18 protein-coding genes and 1 pseudogene are annotated in these 19,867 nt (G+C 71.2%); 17 read left to right on the top strand and 2 right to left on the bottom strand.

What is annotated here, in order from left to right:
* Nucleotides 1-7: 7 nt before the first annotated feature.
* The 3 genes from aroC to aroB are packed head-to-tail and all read left to right on the top strand — an operon-like array spanning nucleotide 8 to nucleotide 2,821.
* The gene (aroC, locus tag AC1DZA_RS05940; RefSeq protein WP_476772054.1) at nucleotides 8-1,228 is read left to right on the top strand and encodes a chorismate synthase; all 1,221 of its coding nucleotides are present in this window, start codon (nucleotides 8-10) and stop codon (nucleotides 1,226-1,228) included.
* On the top strand, nucleotides 1,221-1,739 hold the full coding sequence (locus AC1DZA_RS05935; RefSeq protein ID WP_476772053.1) for a shikimate kinase: 519 nt from the start codon (nucleotides 1,221-1,223) through the stop codon (nucleotides 1,737-1,739). The genes aroC and AC1DZA_RS05935 overlap by 8 nt, the downstream gene beginning before the upstream one ends.
* Nucleotides 1,736-2,821, top strand: coding sequence for a 3-dehydroquinate synthase (gene aroB, locus AC1DZA_RS05930; RefSeq protein ID WP_476772052.1), 1,086 nt, complete (start codon nucleotides 1,736-1,738; stop codon nucleotides 2,819-2,821). The genes AC1DZA_RS05935 and aroB overlap by 4 nt, the downstream gene beginning before the upstream one ends.
* A 65-nt stretch (nucleotides 2,822-2,886) precedes the next feature.
* Here the strand turns inward: aroB and AC1DZA_RS05925 are convergent, their stop codons facing one another.
* A complete protein-coding gene (locus AC1DZA_RS05925; protein WP_476772051.1) occupies nucleotides 2,887-5,142 on the bottom strand; it encodes an esterase-like activity of phytase family protein in 2,256 nt (751 codons plus the stop codon).
* A 194-nt stretch (nucleotides 5,143-5,336) separates the two neighbouring features.
* Here AC1DZA_RS05925 and AC1DZA_RS05920 point away from each other — a divergent pair, with 194 nt between their 5' ends.
* From AC1DZA_RS05920 to nusB, 3 genes are all read left to right on the top strand, one after another.
* Nucleotides 5,337-5,777, top strand: coding sequence for a type II 3-dehydroquinate dehydratase (locus AC1DZA_RS05920; RefSeq protein WP_476761791.1), 441 nt, complete (start codon nucleotides 5,337-5,339; stop codon nucleotides 5,775-5,777).
* A 76-nt stretch (nucleotides 5,778-5,853) separates the two neighbouring features.
* On the top strand, nucleotides 5,854-6,417 hold the full coding sequence (gene efp / locus AC1DZA_RS05915) for an elongation factor P (RefSeq protein WP_309978836.1): 564 nt from the start codon (nucleotides 5,854-5,856) through the stop codon (nucleotides 6,415-6,417).
* Nucleotides 6,414-6,827, top strand: coding sequence for a transcription antitermination factor NusB (nusB, locus tag AC1DZA_RS05910; RefSeq protein ID WP_309978834.1), 414 nt, complete (start codon nucleotides 6,414-6,416; stop codon nucleotides 6,825-6,827). Before efp ends, nusB begins: the two co-directional genes overlap by 4 nt.
* Before the next feature lie 10 nt (nucleotides 6,828-6,837).
* Here the strand turns inward: nusB and AC1DZA_RS05905 are convergent, their stop codons facing one another.
* Complete coding sequence (locus tag AC1DZA_RS05905) at nucleotides 6,838-7,242, bottom strand: DUF6855 family protein (RefSeq protein WP_476772050.1); 405 nt, start codon at nucleotides 7,240-7,242, stop codon at nucleotides 6,838-6,840.
* Between the two features lie 174 nt (nucleotides 7,243-7,416).
* Here AC1DZA_RS05905 and pyrR point away from each other — a divergent pair.
* The 11 genes and pseudogenes from pyrR to metK form a co-directional block, all read left to right on the top strand.
* Nucleotides 7,417-7,959: pseudogene (gene pyrR, locus AC1DZA_RS05900) on the top strand (bifunctional pyr operon transcriptional regulator/uracil phosphoribosyltransferase PyrR); the annotation flags it as partial.
* Nucleotides 7,959-8,912, top strand: a complete 954-nt coding sequence (locus AC1DZA_RS05895; RefSeq protein ID WP_476772049.1) for an aspartate carbamoyltransferase catalytic subunit — start codon at nucleotides 7,959-7,961, stop codon at nucleotides 8,910-8,912. The pseudogene pyrR and the gene AC1DZA_RS05895, both read left to right, overlap by 1 nt.
* The gene (locus tag AC1DZA_RS05890; protein ID WP_476772048.1) at nucleotides 8,909-10,252 is read left to right on the top strand and encodes a dihydroorotase; all 1,344 of its coding nucleotides are present in this window, start codon (nucleotides 8,909-8,911) and stop codon (nucleotides 10,250-10,252) included. The genes AC1DZA_RS05895 and AC1DZA_RS05890 overlap by 4 nt, the downstream gene beginning before the upstream one ends.
* Complete coding sequence (locus AC1DZA_RS05885; protein WP_476772047.1) at nucleotides 10,245-10,796, top strand: PH-like domain-containing protein; 552 nt, start codon at nucleotides 10,245-10,247, stop codon at nucleotides 10,794-10,796. Before AC1DZA_RS05890 ends, AC1DZA_RS05885 begins: the two co-directional genes overlap by 8 nt.
* Nucleotides 10,789-11,946, top strand: coding sequence for a glutamine-hydrolyzing carbamoyl-phosphate synthase small subunit (gene carA, locus AC1DZA_RS05880; protein WP_476772046.1), 1,158 nt, complete (start codon nucleotides 10,789-10,791; stop codon nucleotides 11,944-11,946). Before AC1DZA_RS05885 ends, carA begins: the two co-directional genes overlap by 8 nt.
* Nucleotides 11,946-15,236 carry a carbamoyl-phosphate synthase large subunit gene (gene carB, locus AC1DZA_RS05875; protein WP_309978822.1) on the top strand — a complete coding sequence of 1,097 codons (3,291 nt, stop codon included), beginning with the start codon at nucleotides 11,946-11,948 and terminating at the stop codon, nucleotides 15,234-15,236. Before carA ends, carB begins: the two co-directional genes overlap by 1 nt.
* Entirely contained in the window at nucleotides 15,233-16,117 is an 885-nt protein-coding gene (gene pyrF / locus AC1DZA_RS05870) for an orotidine-5'-phosphate decarboxylase (protein WP_476772045.1), read from the top strand. Before carB ends, pyrF begins: the two co-directional genes overlap by 4 nt.
* 46 nt (nucleotides 16,118-16,163) lie before the next feature.
* Nucleotides 16,164-17,090 (top strand): guanylate kinase, encoded by a 927-nt coding sequence (gmk, locus tag AC1DZA_RS05865; RefSeq protein WP_476772347.1) that lies wholly within the window; start codon nucleotides 16,164-16,166, stop codon nucleotides 17,088-17,090.
* Nucleotides 17,091-17,154: 64 nt separating this feature from the next.
* The gene (gene rpoZ / locus AC1DZA_RS05860) at nucleotides 17,155-17,412 is read left to right on the top strand and encodes a DNA-directed RNA polymerase subunit omega (protein WP_067947279.1); all 258 of its coding nucleotides are present in this window, start codon (nucleotides 17,155-17,157) and stop codon (nucleotides 17,410-17,412) included.
* A 10-nt stretch (nucleotides 17,413-17,422) separates the two neighbouring features.
* Entirely contained in the window at nucleotides 17,423-18,676 is a 1,254-nt protein-coding gene (gene coaBC, locus AC1DZA_RS05855) for a bifunctional phosphopantothenoylcysteine decarboxylase/phosphopantothenate--cysteine ligase CoaBC (protein WP_476772044.1), read from the top strand.
* Nucleotides 18,673-19,866, top strand: coding sequence for a methionine adenosyltransferase (gene metK, locus AC1DZA_RS05850; protein WP_159602790.1), 1,194 nt, complete (start codon nucleotides 18,673-18,675; stop codon nucleotides 19,864-19,866). Before coaBC ends, metK begins: the two co-directional genes overlap by 4 nt.
* Nucleotide 19,867 lies beyond the last annotated feature (1 nt).

Genomic DNA, 19,867 nt, shown 5'->3' with positions numbered 1-19,867 from the left:
TAGGAGCATGCTCCGTTGGCTCACCGCCGGAGAGTCGCACGGGCCTGAGCTCGTCGCGATCCTCGAGGGTCTTCCCGCCGGTATCCCCGTCTCGCTCGACGCCATCCGCGCCGACCTCGCGCGCCGCAAGCTCGGCTACGGCCGGGGTGCGCGCATGAAGTTCGAGCAGGACGAGCTCGACATCTCGGGCGGCGTCCGCCATGGGGTGAGCCTCGGCAGCCCGATCGCCCTGCGCATCGGCAACACCGAGTGGCCGAAGTGGCAGGAGGTGATGAGCCCCGAGCCCATCGACCCGGCGAAGCTCGGCCGCGGCCGCGGCGCGCCCCTCACGCGTCCGCGCCCCGGCCACGCCGACCTCGTCGGCATGCAGAAGTACGGCTTCGACGAGGCCCGTCCGGTGCTCGAACGTGCGAGTGCCCGCGAGACCGCCGCGCGCGTCGCGCTCGGCGCGGTCGCCCGGGGGTTCCTGGCCGAGCTCGGCATCCGCCTCGTCGCGCACACCATCGCCATCGGGCCGGTGCGCGTGCCCGAGGACCGCCCACTCCCGCTGCCCGGCGACGTCGACCGTCTCGACGCCGACCCGTTGCGCTGCTTCGACGAGGAGACCTCGGCGCGGATGGTGGCCGAGGTCGATGCGGCCCACAAGGACGGCGACACCCTTGGCGGCGTGGTCGAGGTGCTCGCCTACGGCGTGCCGCCCGGCCTCGGGTCGTACGTGCACTGGGACCGCCGGCTCGACGCGCAGCTCGCCGCGGCGCTCATGGGCATCCAGGCCATCAAGGGCGTCGAGGTGGGTGACGGCTTCACCACCACCACCCGTCGCGGCTCGGCCGCGCACGACGAGCTCCACCTCGCCGACGGGCGCATCGTGCGGGCGAGCGACCGTGCCGGCGGCACCGAGGGCGGCATGTCGACCGGAACCGTGCTGCGCGTCCGCGCCGGCATGAAGCCCATCGCGACGATCCCGCACGCCCTGCCGACCATCGACGTCGCCACGGGCGAGGCGGCTCCCGCCCACCATCAGCGATCGGATGTCTGCGCCGTGCCGGCGGCGGGCGTCGTCGCCGAGGCGATGGTCGCGCTCACGCTCGCCAACGCCGTGCTCGAGAAGTTCGGCGGCGACTCCGTCGTCGAGACCCGTCGCAACCTCGATTCGTACCTCGCCGCCATCCCCGACGCGCTCCTCACCGAGATCGCCGACGCGGATGCCGCACGCGACCGTGTCTGACGGCCCCCGGCTCGCGCTCCCCATCGTGCTCGTCGGCCCCATGGGAGCGGGCAAGTCGCGCGTCGGACAGCGGCTCGCGGCATCCGCCGACGCCCCGTTCGTCGACACCGACACCCGCATCACGGAGCGCTACGGACCGATCGACCAGATCTTCGAGCGCGAGGGCGAGGAGTACTTCCGCATCGTCGAGCGCGAGGTCGTGGCCGACGCGCTGCGGGAGGAGGCCGTGATCTCGCTCGGCGGGGGAGCGGTGCTGCATCCCGACACCCGCGACGACCTCTACGGGCTGCCGGTGGTGTGGCTGAAGGTCACGGCCGAGGCCGTCGCCCCCCGGCTCGCCGGCGGCTCACGCCCGCTCATCGCGGAGGGCGGGCTGGCCAGGTGGACCGCCATCATGGAGGAACGGGCACCGGTCTACGCCGCGCTCGCCGACCTCGACATCGACACGTCGCGCCGCTCGGTCGCGCGCATCGTCGAGGACATCACCGAGCGGTTCGGAGGAGCACGATGACGGCAGGCGAGACGCGCACGGTGATCCCGGTCGGCGGGGAGTCGGGGTATCAGGTCGTGGTCGGCCGCGGAGTGGCAGCCGAACTCGGCGAGGCGCTCGGGTCCGCGGTGCGCAAGGTGCTCATCGTGCATGCGCCGACCCTCGGCGCTCGGGCCGCCGCGCTGCGCGAGGAGCTCTCCGATCGCTTCGAGGTGCTGCTCGCCGAGGTGCCCGACGCGGAGGCCGGCAAGCGGGTCGAGGTCGCGGCGTTCTGCTGGCAGATCCTCGGACAGGCCGACTTCACGCGCAGCGACGCCGTGGTCGGGCTCGGTGGCGGCGCGATCACCGACCTCGCCGGCTTCGTCGCGGGCACCTGGCTCCGAGGCGTCCGCATCGTGCAGCTGCCGACGACCGTGCTCGGCATGGTCGACGCGGCCGTGGGCGGCAAGACCGGCATCAACACGAACGAGGGCAAGAACCTCGTCGGCGTCTTCCACGCTCCCGCCGCGGTGCTGTGCGACCTCGAGCTGCTCGACACCCTGCCGCGCAACGAGATCCTCGCCGGCTTCGCCGAGATCGTGAAGGCGGGGTTCATCCGCTATCCCGAGATCCTCGACCTCATCGAGGCCGATCCAGACCGGGCGACCGATCCGGCCTCGCCCGAGTTCCGACGCGTCGTCGAGCTCGCGATCCACATGAAGGCCGAGGTCGTCTCCGAGGACTTCACCGAGCAGGGGCTCCGCGAGATCCTCAACTACGGCCACACGCTCGGCCACGCCGTCGAGCACGCCGAGCGCTACCAGTGGCGGCACGGTGCCGCGGTCTCGGTCGGCCTGGCGTTCGCCGCCGAACTCGGCCGCCTGTCGGGCCGGCTCTCCGACGACGTCGCAGACCGGCACAAGCGCGTGCTCGACCTGCTCGGGCTGCCCACGAGCTATCCCGCCGGCCGCTGGAACACGCTCCTCGCGACGATGCAGCGCGACAAGAAGGCCCGCGCCGGCCAGCTCCGGTTCGTCGTGCTCGACGACCTCGCCAAACCGACGGTGATGCTGGCCCCCGACCAGTCGCTGCTGTTCGCGGCCTACCAGGAGATCGCCTCCTGAGCGTGCGAGGAACGGGCGGATGCCGCGGGGCATCCGCCCGTTCCCGAACGGTCGATCGGTCCTGATCAGCCGGCGGTCGCCGCCCCGATGTCGGGGTTGTCGCTGAAGTAGCCGTCGAGCCCGGTCGCGAGGAACACGCGCAGCTCGCCCTCGAGGTCGCCGATGCCGGCGGGATCGGTGCTTGAACGGAACTCGGCCGACAGGAACGTGTTCTCGCGGCGGAACGTCCAGGCGTGCACGTCGAGCCCCGCTGCGTGCGCGTCGGCGACGAGCGTGGTCGGCGTTCCGAGGGTGCCGGTGGCCGTGCGGGGGATCACCAGGCTCTTCTCGACGCCCACCCCGTCGGCGTAGCTTGCGATCTCTGCGAGCCCGGCCGGGGTCGCGAGGTCAGCATACGTGCGGGCGTCACCGGCAACCGTGAAGTCCCACGGACGGCCGCTGGAGTTGAGGAGCTGGGCGAGCGGCACGTCGGTGGCGGCGTCGAGCTCCTTCAGGTTGGCCACCTCGAAGCTCTGCACGATCACGGGCGCATCCGCGGAGTCGAGGCCGTTCCGGGCGAGCTCCGCGACGAGGGGCTCCTCCAGCGAGAGGCCGATCGAGTCGAAGTAGCTCGGGTGCTTCGTCTCGGGGTAGACGCCGACGGGCAGGCCGTCGCAGCTGAGGGAGTGCCGGGCGAGGTCGAGCACCTCGTCGAGCGTCGGAATCGCGTAGAGGCCGTTGAATGCGGTGTTGGCGGGGCGCACCTGCGGCAGGCGCTCGACCGCGCGCAGCGTCTTCAGCTCCGCGAGCGTGAAGTCCTCGGTGAACCACCCGGTGACCGAGACGCCGTCGACGACCTTCGTCGTCTTGCGGTCGGCGAACGCGGGCCGCGACGCGACATCCGTGGTGCCGCTGATCTCGTTCTCGTGCCGGGCGACCAGGACGCCGTCCTTGGTGGAGACGACGTCGGGCTCGATGAAGTCCGCGCATTCGGTGATGGCCGTCTCGTAGGAGGCGAGCGAGTGCTCCGGGCGGGAGCCGCTGGCGCCCCGGTGCCCCACGACGGTGACGTCCGACGGCTGCACGCGCGTGCGGTCGAGGTCGATGACGTCGAACTCGGTGTCGTCGGGGGTTCCGGTGATCCGGGCGTCGTTGCCCGGGTAGTTGTTGTCGTTCGCGATGAGCAGGTTGCCGTCCTTCAACTGGACGACGGTCTCGAGCGATTGCACGGGCAGCGAGAACGGGTCTCCGGTGCCATAGCCGTCGCCCGCGCCGATGAGGGCCGGGTTCGCGATGCGGAGCGCATCGAGCACGAGCGTCTTCTCGAGCTTGCCCTCGGCGTCGGTGCGCCCGAGGTCCACCCGGTAGATCCGCTTCGTGACGGCCTGGTCGCCCTCGAAATCGTCACGCTCGACGAGCAGGAGCACGCCGTTGCGCGCGGTGAACGCGTCGCCGACGACGTTCGCGTCCTGGTCGGTCTCGTAGTTCCACGTCCGGCCCGTGTAGGCACCGGCCTTCGTGTCGAACTCCAGCACCTCGCGGCGGCGGAGGTCGGGGTCGTCCGCGTAGGAGCCCTCGACGACGGGGTAGAGGTAGCGGCCGTTCGCCGAGCCCGCGAGCGCCTCGAAGCCGCGGCTCGCTCGAACGCGGGGCGTCTCGCCCGGCTGCAGGTACGGGTTCTGCGGGGACTTGGCGCCGCTCGCGAGGGCGATGGGCTTCTCGAGCAGGGTGCCGTCGGCGTCGAAGTGGAGGAGGAACGGACCGAACTCCTCGCCGACCCAGAAACTGCCGTCCTTGGCGCGAACGACCGACTCGATGTCGAAGTCGGCGCCCGTGAGGAGACGATCCGGCGTGGCCTCGTTCACGATGGGGAAGTCGAGCACGTGGTCGGCATCGTTGTAGGAGATGAACCGCTCGACGGCCAGGTCGCCGGCGCCGCCGGCCGAGGTCTGCCACGCCGGCCGCACCAGGTAGTTGCGGAGCAGGAAGTCGGCGGAGTTCGTCTTGGCGCCGAAGCCGTTGTCGGGCTGCGCCCAGAACGTCCCGTCGCCGTTCTCGATGACCGCGGAGAACCCGGGGATCACCTGGCCGCCGAACGGGCCCGTTCGTCCGTTCACGGTCGTGGTGAGGGCGGCGCCGCTGGCTGGGCCGGGCTCCAGGTGGTCGGCCGACAGGGTCGCCCTGGCGACGAGGGTGGGCTCGACCTTCTTCACGGACGGGCCCTTCGGGGCGTCGTTCCCGGCGGCCATGGCGGGGGAGGGGAGGAGGATGGCGGCGGCCGTGACGGCGGCCGCGACGATGGCGACGAGGCGCATTCGACCGCGAGTCGATTCGGTTGGCATGGGCTTGAGCCAATCGGGCGCAGGGCACGGCTTCGTGGCCGTGATCGGTACGCGCCCCGACCACTTCGTGAACCGGAGGCGCGCCGTCCGAAGGAGTGTCAATGCGCCGTCAACCGGGGGTTCACCCGTTCGCCGCACCGATCGGTCGAGGCGGCCCGGCCAGGCGACGGATGCCGCATCGCTAGGCTTGCCGCGTGACCACCATCCTCGTCCTCAACGGACCGAACCTGGGGCGCCTCGGCACCCGCGAGCCTGAGGTGTACGGGAGCGAGACCCTCGCCGACATCGGCGCCCGCCTCGCGGCATCCGTGCCCGACGACGTCGAGATCGACCTGCGCCAGACCGACGACGAGGCCGAGCTCATCGGCTGGATCCACGAGGCGGTGGATCGACGACTGCCGGTCGTGCTCAACCCGGCGGCGTTCACGCACTACAGCTACGCGCTCCGCGATGCGGCCGCCCAGCTGGCCCAGGCCGGAGTGCCGCTCGTGGAGGTGCACCTCTCGAACCCGCACTCGCGCGAGACGTTCCGGCACACGAGCGTCATCTCGGGCGTGGCCACAGGCGTGATCGCCGGGTTCGGTGCGGACTCCTACCGGCTGGCGATCGACTGGGTTCTGCGGTCGCGCGACTGAGTCGACTACACTCGATCAGTCGCACGCGAAATGCCGCGCGCCCTCTGACTTCCCTCGATCGATCGGAATCACCTCCATGGCAAGCACCGCTGACATCAAGAACGGCGTCGTCCTGAACATCGACGGCCAGCTCTGGAGCGTCATCGAGTTCCAGCACGTCAAGCCCGGCAAGGGCGGGGCGTTCGTGCGCACGAAGCTGAAGAACGTCGTGACCGGCAAGGTGGTCGACCGCACGTACAACGCCGGCGCGAAGATCGACATCGAGAACGTCGACCGCCGTGACTTCACCTACCTCTACAACGACGGTGACGGCTTCGTGTTCATGGACGCGACCGACTACGACCAGGTCACCGTGCCCGCGACCGTCGTGGGCGACGCCGCGAACTTCATGCTCGAGAACCAGGCCGTCACGATCGCCCTGAACAACGGCAACCCGCTCTACGTCGACCTGCCCGCGTCGGTCGTGCTCGAGATCACCTACACCGAGCCGGGCCTGCAGGGCGACCGCTCGACCGGCGGCACCAAGCCCGCGACGGTCGAGACCGGCTACGAGATCCAGGTGCCGCTGTTCCTCGAGACCGGCACGAAGGTCAAGGTCGACACCCGCACGGGCGACTACCTCGGCCGCGTGAACGAGTGAGCGCTCGAACGAAGGCGCGCAAGCGCGCCCTCGACATGCTGTACTCGGCCGACATGCGCCAGGTGCCGGTCGAGCAGGTGCTCGTGGCGGAGGCCGAGCGTGCCGTGGGCGAGCCCGAACGGCAGGCGTCCTGGCTCTACGCGCGCGAGATCGTCGACGGCATCGTCGATCACCGCGACGAGATCGACGAGCTCATCACGACGCACTCGCGGGGCTGGACGCTCGAGCGCATGCCGGCCGTCGATCGCGCCCTGCTGCGCATCGGCGCGTGGGAGATCCTCTACAACGACGAGGTGCCCGACGCCGTCGCGATCTCCGAGGCGGTCGAGGCGGCGACGGTGCTCTCCACCGACGACTCCGCCGGCTTCGTGAACGGCCTGCTCGCGGCGATCTCGCACTCGAAGGCGTAGTCGGCGCTCGTCAGGTCGCCCGGATGCCGTTGTTGCGGGCGTCATGCGTGAGTTCGGCGAGCCCGAGCTGCTCGAGCAGCGGCGGCAGGTACATCCCGAACCGGCCCCGGTAGCCCTTGCGGAGGCCGTACCAGCCGCCGACGGGATTCGACTCCGCGCGGCCCCACGCCTCGACGGTGCCGTCGGCGGCCGGCTTCTGGTCGTCGGCGGCGCCGAGCGGGACCCAGTCGCCCTGTTCCCGGAGCCAGGCCGCGAGGTCGTCGATGGCCGACAGGTGGTACTTCAGGGTGGTCGAGCCCACGATGCAGACCAGCGCGGGCGGGTCGCCGTCCTCGTCGCGGTACATCGTGTAGGCCGAGGTTCCAGGGGCCGTCGTCAGCTGCCAGGGATCCGTCGCGGTGCCGCTGCCGGTCATGGTCACTCCCGCCTTCGAGCGGATGCCGCGCCTGGGCCGGCCCGGGCCTTCGCGCCGCTGCCGCACCCGCGCGCCCGATGCTACTCCGGGCCGATCGGACCGGCCACCGCCGTGCTGGTAGGCTGGTTCGAAAGGCAACCTTGAAGCCCGTCCAGTGAGGCGGAGAAGGGAGTCCGCATGGCTGTGCGCACCGTGCTGCAGCAGGCTGACATCGATCGGGCGATCACTCGCATCGCCCACGAGATCCTCGAGTCGAATCGCGGGGCCGAACGGCTCGTGCTCCTCGGCATTCCCACGCGCGGCGCGGTGCTCGCCGAGCGCCTCGCGACGATCATCGGCCGCATCGCGGCATCCGAGGTGCCGACCGGGTCTCTCGACGTGACCATGTACCGCGACGACCTCGACCGCAATCCGGTTCGGGCGCCGCAGCCGACGTCGGTGCCCGACGGCGGCATCGACGGCGCGACGGTCGTGCTCGTCGACGACGTGCTGTACTCGGGCCGCACCATCCGCGCCGCCTTCGACGCGCTGGCCGACCTCGGCCGCGCGCGCGCCGTGCGCCTCGCGGTGCTCGTCGATCGCGGCCACCGCGAGTTCCCCATCCGCGCGGACTTCGTCGGCAAGAACCTGCCGAGTTCGGCGCGCGAGCGGATCAACGTGCGCCTCACCGAGATCGACGGTGACGACGCGGTCACGATCGACGGGGGCGACGACTGATGCGCCACCTCCTGTCGACCAAGGACCTCGCCTGCGACGAGGCCATCGCGCTGCTCGACGTCGCGGAGGACATGGCGGCCGTGCAGGAGCGGGAGATGAAGAAGCTCCCCACCCTGCGAGGCAAGACGGTCGTGAACCTCTTCTTCGAGGACTCGACGCGCACCCGCATCTCGTTCGAGGCCGCGGCGAAGCGGCTCTCGGCCGACGTGATCAACTTCAGCGCCAAGGGCTCGAGCGTCTCGAAGGGCGAGAGCCTGAAGGACACCGCCCAGACGCTGCAGGCCATGGGCGCCGACGGGGTCGTCATCCGCCACCACGCGTCGGGCGCCCCCCAGACCCTCGCGACGAGCGGCTGGATCGACGCGGGCGTCGTGAACGCCGGCGACGGCACCCACGAGCATCCGACCCAGGCGCTCCTCGACGCGTTCACGATCCGGCGGCGCCTGCACGGTGCCGCGTCACGTGGGCGCGGGCTCGACGGCGTGCACGTCGTGATCGTCGGCGACATCCTGCACTCCCGCGTGGCCCGGTCGAACGTATGGCTCCTGACCACCCTCGGCGCAGAGGTCGAGCTGGTCGGACCGCCGACGCTGGTTCCCGTGGACACGTCGGGCTGGCCCGCCCGGGTGGGCTACGACCTGGACGCGGCCCTGCAGAGCGACCCCGACGTCGTCATGATGCTGCGCATCCAGGCGGAGCGCATGCACGCGGCGTTCTTCCCGAACAGCCGCGAATACGCCCGGACCTGGGGCCTCGACGATGCCCGGTTCGACCGGTTGCCCCCGACTACGATGGTCATGCACCCCGGCCCGATGAACCGCGGGCTGGAGATCGCCGCCCGCGCCGCCGACTCGCCGCAGTCGACGGTGCGCGAGCAGGTCGCGAACGGAGTATCAGTGAGAATGGCCGCCCTCTACCTGCTGCTGTCCGGCGAACGAGGTGAAGCCCGATGACCGAGCGCATCCTCATCACCGGTGCGACGCTGCCGTCCGGCGAGCGGGCCGATCTCCTCCTCGACGGCGGTGCCATCGCCGAGGTCGGTCGCATCGCGGATGCCGCGGGCGCGACGATCGTCGACGCCGACGGCCTCATCGCCCTCCCCGGCCTCGTCGACCTGCACACCCACCTGCGTGAGCCCGGCTACGAGCAGAGCGAGACGGTGCTCACCGGCACCCAGGCCGCAGCGGCGGGCGGTTTCACCGCGGTCTTCGCGATGGCCAACACGTTCCCGGTCGCCGACACGGCCGGCGTCGTCGAGCAGGAGGCGAGCCTCGGCCGCGCCGCCGGCTACGCGACGGTGCAGCCCCTCGGCGCGGTCACGGTGGGCCTCAAGGGCGAGCAGCTGGCCGAGCTCGGGGCGATGGCCCGATCTCGTGCGAACGTGCGGGTCTTCAGCGACGACGGGTTCTGCGTCGCCGACCCGCTGCTCATGCGGCGCGCCCTCGAGTACGTGAAGGCCTTCGACGGGGTGATCGCGCAGCACGCCCAGGAGCCGAGGCTCACACAGGGCGCCCAGATGAACGAGGGCGCGCTCTCGGGCGAACTCGGGCTCGCCGGCTGGCCCGCCGTCGCCGAGGAGTCGATCATCGCGCGCGACGTGCTGCTCGCCGAGCACGTCGGCAGTCGCCTGCACGTCTGCCACGTCTCCACGGCCGGGTCCGTCGAGGTGATCCGCTGGGCGAAGGCGCGCGGCATCGCCGTGACCGCCGAGGTCACCCCGCACCACCTGCTGCTCACCGAGGACCTCGTCGCGAGCTACGACCCGCGGTTCAAGGTGAACCCGCCGCTCCGCCGTGCCGAGGACGTCGAGGCTCTCCGTGCCGCCCTCGCCGACGGCACGATCGACATCGTCGCGACCGACCACGCGCCGCACCCGGTCGAGGCCAAGGAGAGCGAGTGGGATGCCGCGGCGAACGGCATGGTCGGGCTCGAGTCCGCCCTCTCCGTCGTGCACGCCGCCGTCGTCGAGAACGGCCTGCTGAGCTGGTCGGATGTCGCGCGGGTCATGTCCGCGACCCCCGCTCGCATCGGCCGACTCACCGGGCATGGCCAGGCACTGGTGGCCGGATCGCCGGCCGAGGTCACGCTCTACGACCCGGCCGCGGCATCCGACTTCTCGCTCGAGCGTCTCGCCGGACGCAGCGTGAACTCGCCGTACCTCGGGCGCCGCCTGCCCGGCCGCGTCGTCGCCACCTTCCACGCGGGCTACGCCACGTACGCCGACGGCGCGGTGCGCCCGGCCGACGAGGTCGCGCGGCGCGCGGACACCGCAGCGGAGGTGGCACGTGGATAAGTGGATCGGCGTGCTCATCTCCGTGGCGATCGTCGGCGTCGCCGCGTGGCTCATGCTGCGGTCGTGGCGGCGTCGCACCCGACGCGACGAGTCCCTCACGTCCTACCCGCTGCCCGGTGCGCTCGGCTCGTTCCTGCTCGAGACCGAGGTGCTCTACGTCGCCACGACCCCGACGGGCGAGCCGCTCGAGCGGCTCGCCGTGCAGGGGCTCGCGTTCCGGGGCGCCGCGCGCATCGAGATCGCGGCCGAGGGCGTCGTGCTGCGGGTCGCCGGCGAGTCTGCGAGCTTCCTGCCCGCCGAGCGCATCGTGTCGGCGGGGGAGGCCAGCTACGCCATCGATCGCGGGGTGGAGCCCGAGGGACTCGTCGCCATCACGTGGATCGCGCACGTGGCCGATCCCGATGCTCGGGCTCCCCACGTCGACAGCTACCTCAGGGCCCGTTACCCGGGCGACTCGGCGCGCATCATCGCCGCCGTCAACGACATCGCCGCGGCGCGTGCCGCATCGCGGCCGGAGAAGGAGAGCGAGGCCTCGGATGACTGAGACCCCAACCCGCACGTCGGACCCCGCCGTGCTTGTGCTCGAGGACGGACGCCGCTACGAGGGCCGCGCGTACGGCTCCCGTGGGCGCACCCTCGGCGAGGCGGTCTTCGCGACCGGCATGACCGGCTACCAGGAGACGCTGACCGACCCGTCGTACGCGGGCCAGATCGTCATGATGACCGCGCCGCACATCGGCAACACGGGTGCGAACGACGAGGACATGGAGTCGTCGAGGATCTGGGTCGCCGGATTCGTCGTGCGCGACCCCTCCCGCGTCGTGTCGAACTTCCGCGCGCAGCGCAGCCTCGACGACGACCTCGAGGCGGCCGGCGTCGTCGGCATCAGCGGCATCGACACCCGCGCGGTCACCCGCCACATCCGCTCTGCGGGCGCGATGCGCGCCGGGATCTTCTCCGGCGACGCCGCGCTGCTCACCCACGGGGAGCAGCTCGAGCTCGTGCTGGGCGGCGAGGAGATGACGGGCCTGAACCTCTCCGGCACGGTCTCCACCACCGAGGCCTACTCCCTGCCCGCCGAGGGAGATCGCGTCGGCTCGGTCGCGGTCCTCGACCTCGGCGTGAAGACCTCGACGCTCAAGTACCTCGCCGAGCGCGGCTTCGACGTGCACGTGGTGCCGCAGTCGATCACCGCCGAGGAGGTGCTCGCGATGGCCCCCGACGCGCTGTTCTTCTCGAACGGACCGGGCGACCCCGGGGCATCCGACCGTCATGTCGACCTGCTGCGCACGACGCTGCGCGAAGGGCTGCCCTACTTCGGCATCTGCTTCGGCAACCAGCTGCTCGGCCGGGCCCTCGGCTTCGGCACCTACAAGCTGCCCTTCGGCCACCGCGGCATCAACCAGCCCGTGCTCGACAAGGCCACCGGCCGCGTCGAGATCACCTCGCACAACCACGGCTTCGCCGTCGACGCCCCGATCGACCGGGTGAGCGACTCGGCCGAGGGCTTCGGCCGCGTCGAGGTGAGCCACTACGACCTCAACGACAACGTCGTCGAGGGCCTCAACTGCCTCGACATCCCGGCGTTCTCGGTGCAGTACCACCCCGAGTCGGCGGCCGGCCCGCACGACGCGAACTACCTCTTCGACCGGTTCCGCGACATGGTCATCGCGAGCAAGGAGACCAACGCCTGATGCCCAAGCGCGACGACATCAACAGCGTCCTCGTCATCGGCTCCGGGCCGATCGTGATCGGCCAGGCCGCGGAGTTCGACTACTCCGGCACCCAGGCGTGCCGCGTGCTCCGCGCCGAGGGCGTGCGCGTCATCCTCGTGAACCCGAACCCGGCCACGATCATGACCGACCCCGACTTCGCGGACGCCACCTACATCGAGCCCATCACGCCCGAGATCATCGAGTCGATCATCGTCAAGGAGCGCCCCGACGCGGTGCTGCCGACGCTGGGCGGCCAGACGGCGCTGAACGCCGCGATCGCCCTGCACGACGCGGGGATCCTCGAGAAGCACGGCGTCGAGCTCATCGGCGCGAAGGTCGACGCGATCCGCAAGGGCGAGGACCGCCAGCTCTTCAAGGACCTCGTGATCGAGGCGGGCGCGGGCGTCGCCCGCTCGCACGTGGCGAAGACCCTCGACCAGGCGAAGGAGTTCGCGCTCGACCTCGGCTACCCCCTGGTCGTGCGCCCGTCGTTCACGATGGGCGGCCTCGGCTCGGGCTTCGCGTACACCGAGGAGGACCTGGTGCGCATCGTCACGCAGGGCCTCCACGACTCGCCGACCACCGAGGTGCTCCTCGAGGAGTCGATCCTCGGCTGGAAGGAGTACGAGCTCGAGCTCATGCGCGACACCGCCGACAACACGGTCGTCGTCTGCTCCATCGAGAACGTCGACCCGGTCGGCGTGCACACCGGCGACTCGATCACCGTCGCGCCGGCCCTCACGCTCACCGACCGCGAGTACCAGAAGCTCCGCGACATCGGCATCGACATCATCCGAGCCGTCGGCGTCGACACCGGCGGCTGCAACATCCAGTTCGCGATCGATCCCGCCGACGGCCGCATCATCGTCATCGAGATGAACCCGCGCGTCTCCCGCTCGTCGGCGCTCGCCTCGAAGGCCACGGGCTTCCCGATCGCGAAGATCGCCGCGAAGCTCGCCATCGGCTACCGCCTCGACGAGATCCCGAACGACATCACCCGGGTCACGCCCGCGAGCTTCGAGCCGACGCTCGACTACGTCGTCGTCAAGGTGCCCCGCTTCGCGTTCGAGAAGTTCCCCGCCGCCGACCCGACGCTCACCACGACCATGAAGTCGGTCGGCGAGGCCATGGCGATCGGCCGCAACTACGCGACCGCCCTGCAGAAGGCGCTGCGCTCGCTCGAGAAGCGCGGGTCGTCGTTCCACTGGGGCGACGAGCCGCGCAGCGTCGAGGAGCTCGTCGAGGCCTCTCGCGTGCCAACCGACGGCCGCATCGTGCTCGTGCAGCAGGCGCTCCGCAAGGGCGCCACGGTCGACGACCTCTTCGAGGCCACGAAGATCGACCCGTGGTTCCTCGACCAGATCCTCCTCATCAACGAGGTGGCCGAGACCGTCGCGACGGCCGAGGCGCTCGATCACGACACGCTGCTGCTCGCCAAGGACCACGGCTTCTCCGACGCGCAGATCGGGCAGCTGCGCGGGTTCGGCGAGGCCGATGCGCGCGAGGTGCGGCACATCCTCGGCATCCGTCCGGTGTACAAGACGGTCGACACGTGCGCCGGCGAGTTCCCGGCGCTGACCCCGTACCACTACTCGAGCTACGACCTCGAGACGGAGGTGGAGCCGAGCGACCGCCGCAAGGTCGTCATCCTCGGGTCGGGGCCGAACCGCATCGGCCAGGGCGTCGAGTTCGACTACTCGTGCGTCCACGCGTCGTTCGCGCTCTCCGACGCGGGCTTCGAGACCATCATGATCAACTGCAACCCCGAGACGGTGTCGACCGACTACGACACGAGCGACCGGCTCTACTTCGAGCCGCTCACGCTCGAGGACGTGCTCGAGGTCATCCACGCGGAGTCGCAGACCGGCGAGCTCGTCGGCGTCGTCGTGCAGCTCGGCGGGCAGACCGCCCTCGGGCTCGCGAAGGGCCTCGAGGCGGCGGGCGTGCCCATCCTGGGCACCACGCCCGACGCGATCGACCTCGCCGAGGAGCGCGGGCTGTTCTCGGGCATCCTCGACGCGGCGGGGCTGCTCGCCCCGCGCAACGGCACCGCGATCGACGTCGCCGGCGCCGTGCACGTCGCCGAGGGCATCGGCTATCCCGTGCTCGTGCGCCCGAGCTACGTGCTCGGCGGCCGCGGCATGGAGATCGTCTACGACTCGCCGTCGCTCGCCGACTACTTCTCGCGCATCGAGGGCCAGGGCATCGTCGGTCCGAGTCATCCGCTGCTCGTGGACCGGTTCCTCGACGACGCGATCGAGATCGACGTCGACGCGCTCTACGACGGCACCGACCTGTACATCGGCGGCGTGATGGAGCACATCGAGGAAGCCGGCATCCACTCGGGCGACTCGAGCTGCACCCTGCCGCCCGTGACGCTCGGCCGCGCCGAGGTCGACCGGGTGCGTGAGGCGACGCGCGCCATCGCTGAGGGGATCGGCGTGCGCGGGTTGCTCAACGTGCAGTTCGCGATCGGCGCCGGCGTGCTCTACGTGCTCGAGGCCAACCCGAGGGCCAGTCGCACGGTCCCGTTCGTGTCGAAGGCGCTCGGCATCCCGCTCGCCAAGGCCGCGTCGCGCATCATGGTGGGCGCGACGGTCGCCGAGCTGATCGCCGAGGGCATGCTCCCCGAGTCCGACGGCTCGCGGGTGCCCCTCGACGCGCCGGTCGCCGTGAAGGAGGCCGTGCTGCCGTTCCACCGCTTCCGCACCCGCGAGGGCATCATGGTCGACTCCGTGCTCGGGCCCGAGATGCGCTCCACGGGCGAGGTCATGGGCATCGACAAGGACTTCCCGACGGCGTTCGCGAAGAGCCAGTTGGCGGCATACGGCGGCATGCCGCTGAGCGGCACGGTGTTCGTGTCGGTGTCCGACCGCGACAAGCGCGCGATCATCCTCCCGGTGCTGCGCCTGCAGCAGCTCGGCTACGACATCACGGCGACGGAGGGCACCGCAGAGGTCCTGCGCCGCAACGGCATCGGCGCCCGGGAGGTGCTGAAGTACAGCGAGAAGGCGTCGGCCGACGACGCCTCGATCGTCGAGCTGATCCATCGCGGCGAGGTCGACGTGGTGATCAACACCCCGAGCGGCCGCTCGGCCCGCGCCGACGGGTACGAGATCCGCGCGGCGGCGGTCGCGGCCGACATCGCGCTGTTCACGACCATCGCCGAGCTCTCGGCCGCGGTCGCCTCGCTCGACGCCGTCCGCGGCGGGTTCGAGGTGACGAGCCTGCAGGAGTACGGCCGGCGGCGAGCGGCGGCGCTGGCATGATCGGCTCCGGCGTGATCCCGTTCGGCGAGCGGCTCGAGGCGGTCTTCGCGGCCTACGGGCACCTGTGCCTCGGGCTCGACCCGCACCGGTCGGTGCTCGACGCCTGGGGCCAGCCCGACTCCGCGGAGGGCGTCCGCGAGTTCGGGCTCCGCGCGATCGAGGCGGCATCCGGCCTCATCGGCATCGTGAAGCCGCAGGTGGCGTTCTTCGAGCGACACGGTGCCGCGGGCTACGCGGTGCTCGAGCGCCTCCTGGCCGAGGCCCGTGACGCCGGGCTCCTCGTGATCGCCGACGCGAAGCGCGGCGACATCGGCTCCACGGTGGAGGCGTACGGGGAGGCGTGGCTGCGCCCGGGATCGAGCCTCGAAGCGGATGCCATGACGATCAGCGCATTCCAGGGCCTCGGCTCGATCGAGCAGGTCATGGTCTCGGCCGAGGCGGCGGGCAAGGGCCTGTTCGTCCTCGCCGCCACCTCGAATCCAGAGGCCGCCGCCATCCAGCGCGCCGTCCTCCAGCAGTCGAGCCGGGCCGGGTCGTCGGTGGCGCAGGCCATCACCGACGGCGTGATCAGCTGGAACCAGGGCCGAGTGGATGCCTCGAGCCACGCACTCGGCTCCATCGGCGTGGTGTTCGGGGCGACGACCGACCTCCCCGCCGCGGGCATCGACATCGAGGCCGAGCCACCGCGCCCGGGCCTGCCGGTGCTCGCGCCCGGATTCGGCCACCAGGGCGCCGAGCCGCGCGAGCTCCGCTCCCGGTTCGGCGGCTTCGCGGGCGGCGTCGTCGCGAACGAGTCGCGGTCCCTCCTGATGGCGGGGCCCGATGGACTGGCCGACGCCATCGCGCGTCGTGCCGACGAGTACGGAGCCGCGGTTGCCTGACACGAGCACGAGCACGAGCACGAGCACCACCGACGCGGCGGACTCGATCGCCGAGGCCGGGAAGCCCGTGACCGCGTCGAGCCCGCCCGAGGTCGATCGCGTCGCGGCGTCCCGCGCCGCCGTCGCCGCCCGCCGTGCGCGGGCCGCAGTGAAGGCCCAGGTCGCCGACGGCGTCCGCAGCCCGCTGGATGTGCTGCGCGCCGCCTATGAGGAGCCCGAGGGCGTCGAGGGTCGCCTTCGCGTGCCCGAGTTCCTCACGTCGATCCCGGCGATCGGCGCCACGAAGAGCGCCCGGATCATGCAGGACCTCGAGATCGCGACGTCGAAGCGGCTCGGCGGCCTCGGCCGGCTGCAGCGCCGTCGCCTCCGCGAGTTCGTCGCCGACTGGGTCGCCGATCACGGCGGCACGGGCGACCGGCTCGTCGTGCTCGCCGGTCCCACGGCGGTCGGCAAGGGCACGGTGGCGTCGTACATCCGGCGGCACCACCCCGAGGTCCGGCTCTCGGTGTCGGCCACCACGAGGGCGCCCCGGCCGGGCGAGGTCGAGGGCGAGCACTACTACTTCGTCGACGACGCGGAGTTCGACCGCATGGTCGAGGCGGGCGAACTGCTCGAGTGGGCCACCGTCCACAACGCCTCCCGATACGGCACGCCGCGCCGTCCGGTGGAGCAGGCGATCGCGGCGGGCAACAGCGTGCTGCTCGAGATCGACATCCAGGGCGCACGCTCCGTCCGCCGGGCGATGCCCGAGGCCACCCTCGTCTTCCTGCTGCCGCCGACCTGGGACGAACTCGTCCGCCGGCTGGTGGGTCGGGGCACCGAGAGTCCGGCCGAGCAGCAGCGCCGCCTGGAGACCGCGAAGGTCGAATTGGCGGCCGTCGACGAGTTCGACCACCAGGTCGTCAACCACGAGGTCGGCGAGGCCGCGCAAAAGGTCGTAGACTTGATGCGGCCCCGCAAGGGTCGGCGTTGAGCTGCCCGGGCCGAAAGTTTCCGCGCACCCGACGTGCGCACGTTCCGTTCTAAGGAGTCTGTCCATGGCTGAGAAGCTGTCCGGCATCATCGACCCGCCCATCGACGACCTGCTCTCCAAGGTCGACTCGAAGTACCAGCTCGTGATCTTCGCGTCCAAGCGGGCCCGCCAGATCAACGACTACTACGCCGACCTCCACGAGGGCAGCCTCTTCGACAACGTCGGCCCGCTGGTCGACTCGTCGATCGACGACAAGCCGCTGTCGGTCGCGCTCCACGAGATCAACGAGGACAAGCTCCGGCTCCGCCCCATCGGCGAATAGCACGTCCCGGATGTCGCCGCTCAACATCGTCGTCGGCATCACGGGCGGCATCGCGGCGTACAAGGCCGTCGGTGTGGTCCGCGCGCTCGTGCTCGCCGGCCACGACGTCCACGTCGTGCCGACCGAGGGTGCGCTCCGGTTCGTGGGTCGTCCCACGCTCGAGGCGATCTCGCGCAATCCGGTGCACACCGACCTCTACGAGGGTGTCGCCGAGGTGCGCCACGTCGCGATCGGGCAGGCGGCCGACCTCATCGTGATCGCGCCCGCCACCGCGAACTCCATCGCGAAGCTCGCGACCGGCCTCGCCGACGACCTCCTGGGCAACACCGTGCTGGCCAGCGAGGCGCCCGTCGTCATCGCGCCCGCCATGCACACCGAGATGTGGCGGCATCCGGCCACGCAGGCCAACATTGCCACCTTGCGCGAGCGTGGTGTCACGGTCGTGGGGCCGGCGGTGGGCCAGCTCACGGGCGCCGACAGCGGACCCGGTCGCATGGAGGAGCCCGACGTGATCGTGGCCGCCGCGCTCGAGCGCGCCGCGGCATCGGGCCGACACGACCTCGCGGGGCGCCGCGTCGTGGTCACGGCCGGCGGCACTCGCGAGCCGCTCGATCCCGTGCGGTTCCTCGGCAACCGTTCCAGTGGCAAGCAGGGCGTCGCGATCGCGGAGGCGGCGCGGGCGCGTGGCGCCGAGGTCACGCTCATCGCGGCGAACCTCGAGGTCGCCCATCCGGCCGGCTGCGACATCCGCCAGGTCTCGACCGCACTCGAGCTGAAGCAGGCGGTGACGGATGCCGCACGTGGCGCCGACGTCGTGATCATGGCCGCGGCCGTCGCCGACTACCGTCCCGCCGACGTGAGCGAGTCGAAGCTGAAGAAGGACGCCGGGGACGGTGGCATGACGCTCGAGCTCGTGCGCAACCCCGACATCCTCGCCGGCCTCGGACACGCGCCACACGACGGCACGGTGCTCGTCGGCTTCGCGGCAGAGACCGAGCCCGACGACGAGCGGCTCCTCGCCCTCGGCCGGGCGAAGCGCGAGGCGAAGGGCGCCGACGTGCTCGTCGTGAACCGGGTCGGCTGGAGCGAGGGCTTCGCGAGCGACGAGAACCGCGTCGTCGTGATCGGACCCGACGGCGAGATCGTCACACGAGCACACGGAACGAAATCATCAGTGGCCCATGTCATCCTCGACGTGGTTGTCTCGGAATCGACGACCGCGGCGGTCGCCGCCGACATCACGAAGGAACACGGGACCACATGAGCGCACTCCGACTCTTCACCTCCGAATCCGTCACCGAGGGCCATCCCGACAAGATCTGCGACCAGGTCTCGGACTCGATCCTCGACGCGCTCCTCACGGTCGACCCGCACAGTCGGGTCGCGGTCGAGACGCTCGTGACGACGGGGCTCGTGCACGTCGCGGGCGAGGTGACGACGTCGGGGTACGTGGAGATCCCGGCGATCGTGCGCGAGCGGGTGACGTCGATCGGCTACAACTCGTCCGACGTGTGGTTCGACGGCCGCTCGTGCGGCGTGTCGGTGTCGATCGGCGGGCAGTCGCCCGACATCGCGCAGGGCGTCGACCACGCGTTCGAAGCCCGCGAACGGGCCAGCGTCGACGCGCTCGACATGCAGGGCGCCGGCGACCAGGGCATCATGTTCGGCTACGCCACGCGCGAGACGCCCGAGCTCATGCCCGTGCCGATCTGGCTCGCCCACCGACTCGCCGAGCGGCTCGCCACCGTGCGCAAGCAGGGCGAGCTCGACTACCTGCGGCCCGACGGCAAGACGCAGGTCACCGTCGGCTACGACGGGCAGGTGCCGCGCACGATCGAGACGGTGGTGCTCTCGACGCAGCATTCGCCGGCGGTCTCCACCGAGCAGCTCCGGGCCGAGGTCGAGGAGCTCGTCATCCGCCCGGTGCTCGACACGGTCGAGCTGGCGCGGCCCGACCTCGCCGTGCTGATCAACCCCACCGGTCGCTTCGAGATCGGCGGACCGCAGGGCGACGCCGGGCTCACCGGCCGCAAGATCATCATCGACACGTACGGTGGCGCGAGCCGTCACGGCGGCGGCGCCTTCAGCGGCAAGGACCCCTCGAAGGTCGACCGCTCGGCGGCGTACGCCATGCGCTGGGTCGCGAAGAACGCCGTGGCGGCGGGGCTCGCCGACCGCCTCGAGCTGCAGGTGGCCTACGCGATCGGCAAGGCCGCGCCCGTGGGCCTGTACGTCGAGTCGTTCGGCACGGCGCACGTGCCCGACGAGCGAATCATCGGCGCGATCCGCGAGGTGTTCGACCTCCGACCCGCCGCGATCATCCGCGACCTCGACCTGCTGCGGCCCATCTACGCCAAGACGGCGAGCTATGGCCACTTCGGCCGTGAGCTTCCCGAGTTCACCTGGGAGCGGCTCGACCGCGTCGACGACCTCCGCGCGGCCGCCGGGCTCTGAC

Source organism: Agromyces sp. P2_B3 (genome assembly GCF_056404815.1).
The sequence above is the reverse complement of the archived record's forward strand: the minus strand, read 5'-3'. Positions and strand labels throughout refer to the sequence as shown.